Here is a 13,441-nt window from a genome sequence, read left to right as displayed (position 1 = left end):
TTGCAAATGACGCAAAAGACTGTTCAAAACTCGCCTGGAAATTGGCTTAACGTGGCTGTTTCCGCTATAAAAATCCATCCGATTCTTAACAGAGAATGTGATCCGTTTTGACTGACCAGAGCCCCCCCGGCGGCGGAAAACTTCCGCCAGGCATTGAACCGATTTCCATCATTGAGGAAATGCAGCGGTCCTATCTCGATTACGCCATGAGCGTTATCGTTTCCCGCGCGCTTCCCGATGTCCGTGACGGTCTGAAGCCGGTTCATCGCCGTATTCTTTACGGCATGTCCGAACTCGGCATCGACTGGAACAAGAAATACGTCAAATGCGCCCGCGTCACCGGTGACGTGATGGGTAAATTCCATCCGCACGGCAATGCGGCGATTTACGATGCGCTGGCGCGCATGGCGCAGGACTGGTCTCTGCGCCTGCCGCTGATCGACGGACAGGGCAACTTCGGCTCCATCGACGGCGATCCGCCGGCGGCCGAACGTTACACCGAGTGCCGTCTCGAAAAGGCAGCGCATTCGCTTCTCGACGATCTCGACAAGGAAACGGTGGATTTCCGCGACAACTATGACGGCACCTTGCATGAGCCGGTCGTCATTCCCGCGAAATTCCCGAACCTTCTGGTCAACGGGGCAGGCGGCATCGCCGTCGGCATGGCGACGAATATTCCGCCGCACAATCTTTCCGAAGTCATCGACGGCTGTATCGCCCTCATCGACAATCCGGCGATTGAGCTGCTTGAACTGATGCAGATCATTCCCGGCCCGGACTTCCCGACCGGCGCGCTCATCATGGGCCGTTCCGGCATTCGCTCTGCTTATGAGACGGGTCGCGGATCGGTCATCATGCGCGGCCGTGCGACCATCGAGCCGATGCGCGGCGACCGCGAGCAGATTATCATCACCGAGGTTCCCTATCAGGTGAACAAGGCGACGATGATCGAGAAGATGGCCGAACTGGTCAAGGAAAAGCGCATCGAGGGTATTTCCGATCTGCGCGACGAGTCCGACCGCCAGGGTTATCGCGTCGTCGTCGAGCTGAAGCGCGACGCCAATGCCGAAGTCATCCTGAACCAGATCTATCGCTACACGCCGTTGCAGACCTCCTTCGGCTGCAACATGGTGGCGCTGAACGGCGGCAAGCCGGAGCAGATGACGCTGCTGGACATGCTGCGCGCCTTCGTGTCCTTCCGTGAGGATGTCGTCAGCCGCCGCACCAAGTATCTGCTGCGCAAAGCGCGCGACCGCGCGCATGTGTTGGTCGGTCTGGCGATCTCGGTTGCCAATATCGACGAAGTCATCCGCGTCATTCGTCATGCTCCCGATCCGGCTTCGGCCCGTGAGGAGCTGATGACGCGGCGCTGGCCGGCGCAGGATGTGGAAAGCCTGATCCGTCTCATCGACGATCCGCGCCACCGCATCAATGAAGACGGCACCTACAATCTCTCCGAAGAGCAGGCACGCGCCATTCTCGAATTGCGCCTTGCCCGCCTGACGGCGCTTGGCCGCGACGAAATCGGCGACGAGCTGAACAAGATCGGTGCGGAAATCAGCGAATATCTCGAAATCCTGTCTTCACGGCTGCGCATCATGCAGATCGTCAAGGATGAGCTTATTGCCATCCGCGACGAGTTCGGCACGCCACGCCGGTCCGAGATCGTCGAAGGCGGTCCTGACATGGATGATGAAGACCTCATCTCCCGCGAAGATATGGTCGTCACCGTTTCGCATCTCGGCTACATCAAGCGCGTGCCGCTGACCACCTACCGGGCACAGCGTCGCGGCGGCAAGGGCCGTTCCGGCATGGCGACGCGCGACGAAGATTTCGTCAACCGTCTCTTTGTCGCCAATACCCATACGCCGGTGCTGTTCTTCTCCTCGCGCGGCATCGTGTACAAGGAAAAAGTCTGGCGCCTTCCGATCGGTACGCCGCAGTCGAAGGGCAAGGCCCTCATCAACATGCTGCCGCTGGAACCAGGCGAGCGCATCACCACCATCATGCCGTTGCCCGAGGACGAAACGACCTGGGAAACGCTCGATGTGATGTTCTCGACGACGCGCGGCACGGTTCGCCGCAACAAGCTCGGCGATTTCGTGCAGGTCAACCGCAACGGCAAGATCGCCATGAAGCTGGACGAGGAGGGCGATGAAATCCTCTCCGTCGAAACCTGTACCGATCAGGATGACGTGTTGCTAACGACGGCACTCGGCCAGTGCATCCGCTTCCCCGTCGACGATGTCCGCGTCTTCGCCGGCCGCAACTCGGTTGGCGTGCGCGGTATCAACATGGCGGATGGCGACCGCATTATCTCCATGACCATTGTGGGCCATGTGGAAGCTGAACCGTGGGAGCGTGCGGCCTACCTCAAGCGTTCGGCCACCGAGCGGCGTGCCGCCGGGGTCGATGAGGAAGATATTGCACTGGTTGGCGAGGAAGTCGCGGAAGAAGGCGAACTCAGCGAAGAGCGTTATCAGGAACTGAAGGCACGCGAAGAATTCGTGCTGACCGTCTCTGAAAAAGGCTACGGCAAGCGTTCTTCGTCTTACGACTTCCGCACATCGGGTCGTGGCGGCAAGGGCATTCGCGCCACCGATACCTCGAAGACGACGGAAATCGGCGAACTCGTTGCGGCCTTCCCGGTGGACGAAGGCGACCAGATCATGCTGGTTTCCGATGGCGGCCAGCTGATCCGTGTGCCGGTAAACGGCATCCGTATCGCAAGCCGCGCCACCAAGGGCGTGACGATCTTCTCCACCGCCAAGGACGAGAAGGTGGTTTCCGTGGAACGTATCAACGAGCCTGAAGGCGACGAAGAGGCGGAAAACGGCAATGGCGAAGATGTGGCAGACACTCTGCCGGATACGCCAGAGGCACCGGAGAGCGAGGCGTAAGCCGTCTCGTTTCTTCATTGTCAATCAACAAAAACCCCGCGGTGCACAGGCTCCGCGGGGTTTTCTTTGTCTCGTCCGGTTATGTTCGTTTTGTCAGCGGATCCGGATATGGACCGGTGCACGCCCGGAGCGGCGGCCGACATGAAGGTGGATATTGGCTTCCGGCTGATTGGCACGCCAGGCGCGGGCGCCGTGCGACAGAAGCAGGCTGACGAGATCACGCGTCTTTGCCTTGGAGCGGTTAAGACCGAGATCGGCAATGCGCATTGCCGCCTCGTGAATGGGATGCAGAACCGACAGACTGCCTTGCCCGTTGCCAGACGCAATGTCCGAATAGTTCTCGTTAACTGCCATCTTGGAAAGCCTCGCTACACATTACACAATTCGAGGAGACAGGCGATGTTTCAACAAATAAGACACCGCCTGCACGAACGTCGATTACTGGAGTGACGCCCAGCAGCTGACGCCTTTCTTTTTCAATGCATTGCATGCATTTACCGCGGCGGCCTGGCCGTCGAAGCCGCCGAAGCGGGCGCGGTATACCTGGGAGCCTTCTCTGCTGAAGGCCACCGTGAAGGGTTTTGCGGACCGAAGGGCGGCGCCGCCTTTTTCCTGCGCATTCTGCAACAGGCCACGTGCCGAGTTTTCATCCGGCGATGCGCCAATCTGGATCACCCAGCCGCCCTGCGGAGCTTCAGCCTTTGCCGAAACGGAAGGGGTGGAGGGCACAGATGCCGGCGTGGACGCGGTGACGATATTGTCCACCTTGGTCGAGTTGGTAATCAACTTGCGGTCAGGCGCGACGGCTACCTGAGAAATAGGATCCTTGCCCTTCTGCCAGGTGGCGGCTTCCATGGCCTTTACGGCCGCATTGGAAGAGGAGCCTGCAAAGGCGGTAACCGGCGCGTCCTCGTAACGGGTCTGCGGTACGGGGCCGGCATGGGGCAGGCCGGAATCTGTCGCAGCGACAGCTGCGGACGGAGCCGCGACTGCCACAGGTGGAGCAGCAACAGCCACAGCGACTGGCTCTTCGACAGGTGCCGATCTCGTCTGCGCAATCAGGTTGCTGTTGCCGCTGCGGGAGGCCTGCGGCAGGTAGGTCGCAACAAGCTTGCGCATGGTGGCGTCACGGGCAGCGCTCGAGCGGCCGCCAAGAACGACGGCGACGATGGAGCGACCGTCTAGCTGTGCCGATGTTGCAAGATTGCTTCCGGCGGCACGGGTATAACCTGTCTTGATGCCATCTACGCCGCGAACGGTTCCCACTAGACGATTGTGGTTGCCGATGACCTGCTTGCCGAAATTGAAGGTGCGCGTGGAGAAGTAGCCGTAATATTGCGGGAAATGCTGGCGAAGGGCTATTCCGAGGCGGGCCTGGTCACGCGCCGTCGTCATCTGCGCCGTGTTAGGCAGGCCGTTGGCGTTACGATAGGTCGTGCGCGTCATGCCGAGCGCACGGGCCTTGGCGGTCATCATTCTGGCAAAACGGTCTTCGGAGCCGCCGATATATTCACCTAGTGCGGTGGCCATGTCGTTGGCGGAACGGGTGACGAGCGCAAGAATTGCCTGCTCGACCGTGATGCTGCCACCGGCGCGCACGCCGAGCTTGGAAGGAGGCTCCTTGGCGGCGTTGGCCGAAACCGGCACCTTGGAATCGAGCGAAATGCGCCCGGAATTGAGCGCCTCGAACGTAAGATAAAGCGTCATCATCTTCGTCAGCGAGGCAGGATAGCGCAGGCCATCCGGATCTTCGCCGTAGAGAACCTTGCCGGTCTTGGCATCAATGACGATGCCCGCATATTTCGGGTCCGCCTGTGCGGTGCCAACGGATGTTGCGGTTATGAACGCCGCAGCAAGGGTCAACGCAACGAACCTCACCAAAGACGTCGCACCCGCTTTGCGCGAATCTGCCCCAAATAGACTTTTCAACACTGCTGAACTCTTCAATCGCATATTTCTGTTCCGCTCGGACGCGCCCCGCCCGAGTGCTCCGGGAAGAAACTTTATCGGGATGGCGTTACCAAGTGGTTTATGAAAGGTATCCACGCTCCATAAAATGCGACTTTTCGGGCGCAATCTGTCTCACGCCTTTTCACGGATTTCAGTCTTTTACGAGGCGCTGCTCGATGTAGCGTTTCACGCCTGCGTCGAGTTCTTTCCATTGCGGTAGCAAGGTTGCGGAGAATCGGTAGAACAGGCTGAGGTCCTGGCCGGCGTGGATGTCCCTCTGGCAGTCGCTGCCCGTCGACTCCTGCTGGGTTTGCGGCAGAAGGCAGCGCACGACATAGTCGCTTTCGCCTACGCGCTGCCCGGTCAATATGACTTCCTTGCCGTAACCTGCGTCGGAACGCAGGCGGTGCAGTGTGAGGCCGTGTTTCAGCGGCACAGGCTCTCCTTCCGTCAACCGGGCATAGATCGGCCCGAAACGGCCGGACATGTCCTCAGACATCGTGCTTTGCGATAGCTGGATGAAAATAAGCCCTGCTGCCTGCGCCGGATCATCGAAAACAGCGCGATTGGAGTCTTCATATCCCTTGAGATCCGGCCAGGTGAGATAAAGATCGGCCCGCTCTCGCTCTCCATCATGGCGGTCGGAAGGTACACGCAGCGTGTTTTTCGCAAGTTTCAGCCGGTCATTGCCGATTGTGATCTCCACCGCATCGGTTGCTGTCGTGTGGCCCGCCTGAAGGATCCGCTCGCCGTACCATTTAACGCCGATATTGAGGGCAGCAACAAAGCATATAATAATGACGGCAATGATGACGGCGCGCCGTATCAGGGAGGATGAAAGCAGGGGGGCTTCGTTGTGCATGAGCTTCCGACTTGTTCTTGCCACTGGACGCGTTTTCCACACTGAAAACAGACGGGCAAAGCTTTAACCTGCGGCGATCGCCATTGAAATGCTGTTTTGCCGCTGCTACCTGATAGGGTGCAAGCAAAGGACGGCATATGGCAGCGCGCGACAGATATTCCCGGAAACTCGAATGTTCCAAATGCGGTCATCAGGGTTTTGCCGAGGTGTCAGAATCGGATGAGAAAGACCGCCGTAACCTTGATTTTCGCGTTGATGAAATGCCGCGTGGCTTCCGCACCGAGCGTGCCTCGGTCGATCCAACGGAATTCATGATCCGCTGCGGTCAGTGCGGTAACATATTCCGTTTCCTGCAAAAAACCGCCTATGCGCCGGGAGGCGAACCGCGCGTCAAGGCCTGAACGGAAGGTACCGGGATGACTGTACCGCAACAACCCAATGGGGCGCCGCCTAGGCGCAAGCCAATCTGGCCGTGGATAGTGCTGCTGGTGCTGACACTTTGCGCCATCTATTCCTACAATCGCGCCAACGAGATCATACTAGAGCTGTCCGACACGTTACCGCCGGCGCTGCTGAACCTTTTCGAGGATATTTTCCGGGGCGGTTTTCGGCACGGCGATGGCGGACCGAGCATCGGTGTCTGAACCGTAAAGCAGGTAACGCACACCCAGCTTTTATCCGCCGGTCGCAGTTTTTCGGTAGCATAAAAGAAAAAAGCCCCGCAAACGGGCGGGGCAGGTTGATCGCTCGGGGAAAGTTGGGCAATGCCCGGGAGCGATGCGGCTATATAAATGACAATATTACTGACGCGATAGGCCACTTCCGTCCCAAACAGTACGCCGACACATAAAATTTGCTCAAGCAGGAAGAATTTAGGAATATCAACTGTCCAAATCTGTCAGGCAACTTGACAGGACGTCGTTTTATTCTTCGATTGCCTCGAATTGCACATATTCGCGCCTAACATAATGGGACATGAGCAGACGCATGGATAAATCCGGAATCTTCTTCGTGGCGCTTTTATTGGTGCTTGTGGCAATCGTGCTGAGTCTGGCGCTATTCCACTCGCCTCAGCAAAGTCCGGCACTTCCTTCGGGCGAGGGGTCTCTGCTGCCGCCTGCAACGACACAAGGACAATGAGGTGCTGACGGATGCGAAGAGGCTGTGCGCGCGTGCGCCATCGGGATTGACGGCCTTTTTCAAAACGCTATAAAGCCTCACCACCGATGGATGGGTGTCCGAGTGGTTTAAGGAACCGGTCTTGAAAACCGGCGTGCGTGAGAGCGTACCGTGGGTTCGAATCCCACCCCATCTGCCACTTTCGTTTTGCATATGTTCTCATTGGCCCTTGCGCGGCTCCCGTCGCAGCAGGTTCCAAACCCTGCGACCACGATCCTCTTATCGTCCAGCGCGTGCTTATCACTGAGGGATTGCCGCCGAAGGGACTGCTTGCGGTCTGAGATGGCATGCTCATTTCGCGATATTCTCACAGTTCCACCCGTTGTCGATCGGCATCCCTACGTGTGGCCTAAGCGGTGGCACTTATTGTCCGATGCTCCTGTGCCGCCGGCTTGAGACGCTTGGCCAAAGGTCGCTCGACAAATCTCTCAAAGACATAAGCCGCGGCAACGACTATCAGGGGGAAAGTCAGCCAAAGCGTTATGTACGCGCCATCCGTCCTATCTAGACCAGCAATTCTTCTGATGATTGGGAAATAGACATAGATCATCGGAACGTGCAGCAAATAGATTGCGAAAGATAGACGCCCGAGGGCATGCATGAGCCTCCCACTGCGTAGATCAGAACATAGTAACACTAGCCCCGACGTCAGCAGCAAGATGATAGTGTCTGCTATGGCTCCTGACGATGAATGCGCGACGATTAACGCAAAGATTACCAAGAAAATGGCGCGCGTGCCCCGATTTTTTATGTGCAACGATCCAATCGCCAGTGAAAAATGGCCTAATATCGCCCCGTAGAAAAAAAGCGGTATGGCGCGAACAAGAGCCAAGTGCTCATGTAAGTGCGCAATCGACTTTCCTAATAAAACAAAAACGACGATCGCCGCTGCAGACAACCAAAAAGTAGCTCCCACCAAGATATGGTGCGGACTGCCAACCTTTGGGAAATAGGGAATGGAAAAGGCATAGATCGCGTAGCAGACCAAGAGTGCAGACAGCGTCCACGTGGGTACGTTCCAAGCCTGATCCGTAAAATAAAACTATTAGTCAGTAATAGTTGCGACACGAATGCGGAGGGCGCAAAAAATGAAGGGTCGTTAGTTGTAAATCCAGCCGCCTTTGTGAGCAGAAAGTAACATAGAAAAAGCATCATGATTATTGCGTGTGGTGGCCACAAGCGAAGTAATCGACCCCTCATGAAATCACCGGGAGAAAGTTTTTTCGATTGGAGTTTTTCTTTATATGCGATTGCTATGATGAAACCCGACAAGATTATAAAGAAGTCGGTTCCGATCCAGCCTTTGTGGAAAATTGGAGAGACCACCCGCAAATCCCACGGTGAAACCACCAGCATGTGATAGACAACAATATACAATGAGACCAAAAATCTAAGTGCTGACATAATAATTACCTCAAATATAAGTAATATATTAAATCAGCATTTTCTTACGGGTCAACATCTTTCACTAGGCGCTCGATCGCATCGCAATATTCTTCGCATGGACGATTTCAACGCGGTAGGTGCTTAAACGTGACAAACACCCCATCTGCCATAAAATTCCAAACAGACAGTTTGAAATCAACAGGACCGGCAGCGTTAGCGACGCGGTGTACTTTAGCTCGGAAATTTCTTGTATCACCGAAATGAAGAAACCCGCCTGTCGGCGGGTTCCTTTGATTAATGTATTAGAGTTCAGGACAGCCGCGTTCGTTCGCGAATGTGATGCGCTCCGGTCCTCGGCGGGTGAAGCCCTGGACGACGACGCGACCGGGGGTGACGCGCACGATTTCGGGGTCGCGCAGGCCTGCCTCGCGGGCGGCGGCGCGGGCTTCGCGTTCGCCGCAGCCACGCATGCGCGGAGGTCCTCGTCGGTCCATGTCGCGGTCGCGATCACGTATAACCGGGCGAACGCCGTCGGGGCCGATCCGCAGCTCCATGTCCTGCGCACTTGCGTGAATAGGAGCGGCAATGGACACCAGCGCGATGCCTAGTGCCAGGCCGGCGGTTTTTATTGACTTGATCATGTTCCCTCACTCAGCCGAAAACCGGCGGAAGCTCGTGTGTTTGCGAGGGGAAAACGCGGTCGGGCTTCGTTTGTTCCTTGAGCAGGAGACATCTCGAGACTGCGCGTTTACAGGCGCGTCGGGCTTCCCGCGCTGCGGAAAAGACATAAATCGTTAACCACGTTCATTACAATTTTATCGAATTTGCAGAAGTCGTTCGCATTTTTGCCACGTTATGCACAAGATTAAGCGACTGTTAGGTGCTTCGATGGCAGGGGCATGCATCGAGGCAAATGAGGGTGCGGTTCTTCGAGCCTGCAAGCAGCGTGGGGCAGACGATTTGAAATCTACGGTCAAGAAACTCGGCATCAACGCCAGATCGGGCGTGAAGTGGCTTGCAATTTCCGTGCTTTGCGCCGCGACAGCCTCGTGTTCCACCACCTCTGAGACCAAACCGAAGCAGAAGCGCAGCAAGGAATATTTCTCCGAATCGGAATATGGCGTCAAAGCCAGCCCGCGCGTGGCCGACGGCCAGAACATTCCCAAGGGCGGCGGGCGCGAGCTTCTCGGCAATGCCTATACCGTCAAGGGCCGACGTTATTTTCCGAAGGAAGAGCCGGGTTACAACAAGACCGGTCTTGCCTCCTGGTATGGTTCCGCTTTCCACGGCCGCCTGACGGCAAATGGCGAGGTCTATGACAAGGAACATCTTTCCGCTGCGCATCCGACATTTCCCCTGCCGAGCTATGCGCGCATCACCAATATGGAAAACGGTGCATCGGTTCTGGTGCGCGTCAACGATCGCGGACCATTCCATGAAGGTCGCCTGATCGACGTTTCCAGCAAGACCGCAGATCTTCTCGACATGAAGGGCACTGGAACGGCGAATGTGCGGGTGCAATATGCAGGCCGCGCGCCGCTTGATGGGCACGACATGCCTTATCTGATGGCGTCCTATGTTCCGAAGGGCTCTCGTTCTCCGGGTGTTGCGCCGGAAGGGCAGATCGCGACTGGTGTCATGGTGGCTTCGGCTTCGCCGAATTTCGTGCCGGCCCCGACATCCAACCCGAATTACGGTGCTTCGACGCAGACGGCGCTGGTTGGCACCAAAAAGAATGCAGCGCTCCAGGCCATGCCGCTGGTCAACGGCCCCGCACCGGCTTTCGAACAATTTGCAATCCTGCCGGAAATCGGTCCGTTCCTGGCGGAACGCCCGGAAGGCAATTTTACGCGTGAGCCGGCAGCACCTGGCGGCAACTATCTGCGCGTGCCAACGCCGTCGTCCAAATATGCAGCGGCTTATTCCGAGGAATCCTCTGCTGTTTCGAGAACCTCACGTGCGTTCGACAGCGTGCTCGTCGATCGCGGAGCGCTCAACGAGGATTCCATACTTGCCCATGTGAAGCGTCAGCAGGCGAAGACGCGCTGACGGGTTGAAGAGTTTATGGCTGACTTGCGTTTTCGTCGCGAGCGGCGGGTTGCGGCAGGGAAAGCTGGGCGGTTTCATGCACAAGGCCATTCATCGTTCTTTTCTCCCGGTCGCGGCAGCGCTCGCATTTGCGTTTTTCGGTAACGGTCCGGCGCAAGCGCAAACGCAAACAGCACCTTTCATCGCCAAGGCCGAACAGGCCTATATGATCGATGCCGAAACCGGCACGGTGCTGCTTTCCCAGAATGAAAATCAATCCTTTCCGCCCGCTTCGCTTGCCAAGCTGATGACTGTGGAGGTGATGCTGGATGCGCTGGCCAAAGGGCAGGTAACGCCCGAGACAGCTTATCCCGTTTCTGAATATGCCTGGCGCACGGGTGGTGCTCCGTCGCGGACCTCGACCATGTTTGCAGCGCTGAAATCTTCCGTCAGCGTCAACGATCTTCTGACGGGAATTATTGTGCAGAACGCCAATGATGGCTGCATCATTGTCGCCGAAGGCATGGCAGGGTCCGACTCCGCTTTCGCCAAGCGCATGACGGTGAGAGCCGGCGAACTCGGCATGAACCGCAGTGTCTTTGCCAATTCGACGGGTCTTCCCGATCCGGGCAACCAGACGACCGCGAAAGATATGGTGCTTCTCGCCCAGCATCTGCGCGATACCTATCCCGATCGCTATGGGCTTTTCACCAAGCCGGATTTCGAATGGAACCGGATTTTCCAGCGTAACAAGAACTCGCTGCTGGGTAACGGCATAGACGGTCTCGGGCTTGGTTTTGCGGAAGGAAGCGGTTTCGCGGCAGTCGTTTCGGCAGAGCGGGAAGGGCGCCGGGTCTATCTGGCGCTTGGCGGCATCGCTGACGACAAGACGCGGCAGGACGAAGCACGTCGGGTGGTTGACTGGGGGCTGACGGCCTTCGAAAAACGCCATCTTTTTGCAAAGGACGAAGCCGTCGGTTCGGTCAGCGTCTACGGTGGCGACGTCTCGCATATAGACCTGTCGCCCCGGGAAGATGTCAGCGTGCTGGTACCGGTCAATAATCCCGAGCGTATTTCCGGGCGGATCGTCTATCGCTGGCCGCTCAATGCACCGCTCGACACTGGTGCGAATGTCGGAACACTCAAGGTTTTTTCGGGCGAAAGGCTGTTGCGGGAAGTGCCGCTTTATACGAGAACGGCAGTCGGCAAGGGCACGTTGACCCAGAATGCAGCCGGGGCGCTCAAAGAATTGCTGCTGTTCTGGCTCTGATGCCTATCCCGCAAGCCGCAACTTTCCCTATGCTTTTGTTCAGACACCGGATTTTCTGAAAAGCGCTTCACACTTTTCGGTTCGATGCTGTAAACAGGCATTTCGATATTTCTGAGAATTCCTCACAGGACGTGACATTGGCCGAAAAGACCGGATTGTTCATCAGCTTCGAGGGCGGCGAAGGCGCTGGCAAGTCGACGCAGATTCGCACGCTTGCCGAGGCGCTTCGCGACCGTGGTTTCGATGTGATCGTAACCCGTGAGCCGGGCGGTTCGCCGGGGGCGGAGGCCGTTCGCCATGTTCTGCTGTCGGGTGCTGCCGAATCCTTCGGCGTGCGCATGGAGGCAATCCTGTTTGCGGCAGCGCGCAACGACCATGTCGAGGAGGTCATTCGCCCGGCACTGGAACGTGGCGCAATCGTGCTTTGTGACCGGTTTCTTGATTCCTCACGTGTCTATCAGGGTACGACCGGCAATCTGGAGCCGGATTTCATCGAGACGCTGCAACGCGTTGCTATTGATGGCGTCGTACCGGAACTGACGTTGATCTTCGATATCGCCGCCGAAAAAGGCCTTGCCCGGGCCAGAAAGCGTGCGGATGAGGGTGCCGCACCGGACCGTTTCGAAAAAGAGGAAATCGAGACCCACGAGAAGCGGCGTGAAGCCTATCTGGATATTGCGCTTGCCGAGCCGCGTCGTTGTCGGATCGTCAATGCCGATCAGCCGGAAGAAAAGGTGACGGAAGACGTCATGTCATTTGTCGAGCCTTTGCTCGAGCGGCTGGAGACTGCGGCGGGCACGGCGCATGAGTGAGGTTCAGGGCGTTCTCGACGGCGCAATTGCGCCGCAGCAGAACACGAAGCTTTTCGGCCATGGCGAAGCGGAGGCGTTTCTTGCGCAGTCCTATCGCTCCGGCAAGGGCCACCATGCGATCCTGATCGAAGGCCCGGAAGGCATTGGCAAGGCAACACTCGCTTTCCGTTTCGCCAACCACGTACTTACCCATCCCGATCCAGCCACAGCACCGGATTTCCTGGCCGATCCCGATACGGAATCGCTTGTCAGCCGGCAGATCACCTCCGGTGCGTCGCATAATCTGCTGCATCTGACCCGCCCGGCGGATGAAAAGACCGGCCGCGTGAAATCCGCCATCACGGTGGATGAGGTGCGGCGGGCAGGGCACTTCTTCTCGCAAACCTCGGGCACCGGCAATTGGCGTATCGTCATCATCGATCCGGCTGACGATCTCAATCGCAATGCCGCAAACGCCATTCTGAAAATACTGGAAGAGCCGCCAAAGCGGGCGATGTTCCTCGTTTTGTCGCATGCGCCGGGCAAATTGCTGCCGACAATCCGCTCGCGCTGCATGCCGCTCCGGCTGCTGCCGCTTTCGGATGCGGATATGGTGCAGTCGCTCGATCATCTCGGTATCAGCACGGCTGGCGAAAAGCGGGATGCGTTGCTTTCCGCCTCCAAGGGCAGCGTCGCGCAGGCGTTAAAACTGATGAATTACGGCGGCTCCGACATTGTGGAGGCGCTCGCCTCCGTCATGACGGCCGAAGGGCCCGGTGCACGCAAGCAGATGCACAAGCTTGCCGAAGTTCTGGCACAGAAGGATGGCGATATCGTTCTCGGCTTCTTCATGGAGCACGTGACGGAGGAGTTGATGACGCGTGCAAAAGCGGCGGCGATGGCCGGTGATATCGCAGCGGCAGAGAAACATGCGCGCCTTTCGTCGACGCTTTCGGAACGAATTACCGTGGCGCAGGCCTATAATCTCGACAAGAAGCAGATGGTGCTTTCCATTCTGGAAGATGTTCGCGGCGTGTGAGACCCAAGAGATCGTACGGAACGTACGCTTTTGCTT

Annotated in this window: 12 protein-coding genes and 1 tRNA gene; 8 read left to right on the top strand and 5 right to left on the bottom strand. The window is 57.4% G+C overall.

The features are described from left to right. The first annotated feature begins 107 nt into the window (after positions 1–107). Complete coding sequence (gene gyrA / locus RBH71_RS19780) at positions 108–2,900, top strand: DNA gyrase subunit A (RefSeq protein WP_003515259.1); 2,793 nt, start codon at positions 108–110, stop codon at positions 2,898–2,900. A gap of 93 nt (positions 2,901–2,993) precedes the next feature. Here the strand turns inward: gyrA and RBH71_RS19775 are convergent, their stop codons facing one another. The 3 genes from RBH71_RS19775 to RBH71_RS19765 all read right to left on the bottom strand — a co-directional run bounded on the left by RBH71_RS19775 (position 2,994) and on the right by RBH71_RS19765 (position 5,712). Next, entirely contained in the window at positions 2,994–3,254 is a 261-nt protein-coding gene (locus RBH71_RS19775) for a hypothetical protein (protein WP_003515258.1), read from the bottom strand. Between the two features lie 84 nt (positions 3,255–3,338). Beyond that, on the bottom strand, positions 3,339–4,853 hold the full coding sequence (locus RBH71_RS19770) for a D-alanyl-D-alanine carboxypeptidase family protein (protein WP_003515257.1): 1,515 nt from the start codon (positions 4,851–4,853) through the stop codon (positions 3,339–3,341). Between the two features lie 148 nt (positions 4,854–5,001). Further along, positions 5,002–5,712 carry a hypothetical protein gene (locus tag RBH71_RS19765; protein WP_003515256.1) on the bottom strand — a complete coding sequence of 237 codons (711 nt, stop codon included), beginning with the start codon at positions 5,710–5,712 and terminating at the stop codon, positions 5,002–5,004. A 137-nt stretch (positions 5,713–5,849) separates the two neighbouring features. On the opposite strand from RBH71_RS19765, the gene RBH71_RS19760 reads away from it, so the two are divergent. From RBH71_RS19760 to RBH71_RS19750, 3 genes are all read left to right on the top strand, one after another. Further along, on the top strand, positions 5,850–6,113 hold the full coding sequence (locus RBH71_RS19760) for a hypothetical protein (RefSeq protein ID WP_003515255.1): 264 nt from the start codon (positions 5,850–5,852) through the stop codon (positions 6,111–6,113). Positions 6,114–6,128: 15 nt separating this feature from the next. After that, positions 6,129–6,356: a hypothetical protein gene (locus RBH71_RS19755; RefSeq protein ID WP_035252110.1), complete on the top strand. Its 228-nt coding sequence runs from the start codon at positions 6,129–6,131 to the stop codon at positions 6,354–6,356. A 584-nt stretch (positions 6,357–6,940) separates the two neighbouring features. Then, positions 6,941–7,030 (top strand) — tRNA-Ser (locus RBH71_RS19750). 210 nt (positions 7,031–7,240) lie between these two features. Here RBH71_RS19750 and RBH71_RS19745 read toward each other — a convergent pair. Together RBH71_RS19745 and RBH71_RS19740 are read right to left on the bottom strand one after the other, a co-directional pair. Beyond that, entirely contained in the window at positions 7,241–7,879 is a 639-nt protein-coding gene (locus RBH71_RS19745; RefSeq protein ID WP_323687458.1) for an acyltransferase family protein, read from the bottom strand. A 700-nt stretch (positions 7,880–8,579) separates the two neighbouring features. Further along, complete coding sequence (locus tag RBH71_RS19740) at positions 8,580–8,918, bottom strand: hypothetical protein (RefSeq protein ID WP_003515252.1); 339 nt, start codon at positions 8,916–8,918, stop codon at positions 8,580–8,582. 319 nt (positions 8,919–9,237) lie between these two features. On the opposite strand from RBH71_RS19740, the gene RBH71_RS19735 reads away from it, so the two are divergent. The 4 genes from RBH71_RS19735 (at position 9,238) to RBH71_RS19720 (ending at position 13,405) form a co-directional block, all read left to right on the top strand. Further along, positions 9,238–10,326 (top strand): septal ring lytic transglycosylase RlpA family protein, encoded by a 1,089-nt coding sequence (locus tag RBH71_RS19735; RefSeq protein ID WP_025593441.1) that lies wholly within the window; start codon positions 9,238–9,240, stop codon positions 10,324–10,326. Positions 10,327–10,402: 76 nt separating this feature from the next. Beyond that, a complete protein-coding gene (locus RBH71_RS19730) occupies positions 10,403–11,575 on the top strand; it encodes a D-alanyl-D-alanine carboxypeptidase family protein (protein WP_003515250.1) in 1,173 nt (390 codons plus the stop codon). 137 nt (positions 11,576–11,712) lie between these two features. Beyond that, on the top strand, positions 11,713–12,387 hold the full coding sequence (gene tmk / locus RBH71_RS19725) for a dTMP kinase (RefSeq protein ID WP_003515249.1): 675 nt from the start codon (positions 11,713–11,715) through the stop codon (positions 12,385–12,387). After that, a complete protein-coding gene (locus RBH71_RS19720; protein ID WP_003515247.1) occupies positions 12,380–13,405 on the top strand; it encodes a DNA polymerase III subunit delta' in 1,026 nt (341 codons plus the stop codon). The genes tmk and RBH71_RS19720 overlap by 8 nt, the downstream gene beginning before the upstream one ends. Positions 13,406–13,441: the final 36 nt, after the last annotated feature.

The sequence above is a fragment of the Rhizobium sp. AN68 genome (assembly GCF_030758035.1).
In the GTDB taxonomy this organism is placed as follows: domain Bacteria; phylum Pseudomonadota; class Alphaproteobacteria; order Rhizobiales; family Rhizobiaceae; genus Agrobacterium; species Agrobacterium tumefaciens.
Note: the sequence above shows the minus strand (reverse complement) of the source record. Positions and strands in the feature narration are given on the sequence as shown.

What these genes read in the sequence shown, in the direction of transcription:
- RBH71_RS19775 (WP_003515258.1), bottom strand. Translation starts at nt 3,254, where the DNA reads ATGGCAGTTAACGAGAACTATTCGGACATTGCGTCTGGCAACGGGCAA.
- RBH71_RS19740 (WP_003515252.1), bottom strand. Translation starts at nt 8,918, where the DNA reads ATGATCAAGTCAATAAAAACCGCCGGCCTGGCACTAGGCATCGCGCTG.
- RBH71_RS19765 (WP_003515256.1), bottom strand. Translation starts at nt 5,712, where the DNA reads ATGCACAACGAAGCCCCCCTGCTTTCATCCTCCCTGATACGGCGCGCC.
- RBH71_RS19730 (WP_003515250.1), top strand. Translation starts at nt 10,403, where the DNA reads ATGCACAAGGCCATTCATCGTTCTTTTCTCCCGGTCGCGGCAGCGCTC.
- RBH71_RS19720 (WP_003515247.1), top strand. Translation starts at nt 12,380, where the DNA reads ATGAGTGAGGTTCAGGGCGTTCTCGACGGCGCAATTGCGCCGCAGCAG.
- RBH71_RS19755 (WP_035252110.1), top strand. Translation starts at nt 6,129, where the DNA reads ATGACTGTACCGCAACAACCCAATGGGGCGCCGCCTAGGCGCAAGCCA.
- RBH71_RS19770 (WP_003515257.1), bottom strand. Translation starts at nt 4,853, where the DNA reads ATGCGATTGAAGAGTTCAGCAGTGTTGAAAAGTCTATTTGGGGCAGAT.
- RBH71_RS19760 (WP_003515255.1), top strand. Translation starts at nt 5,850, where the DNA reads ATGGCAGCGCGCGACAGATATTCCCGGAAACTCGAATGTTCCAAATGC.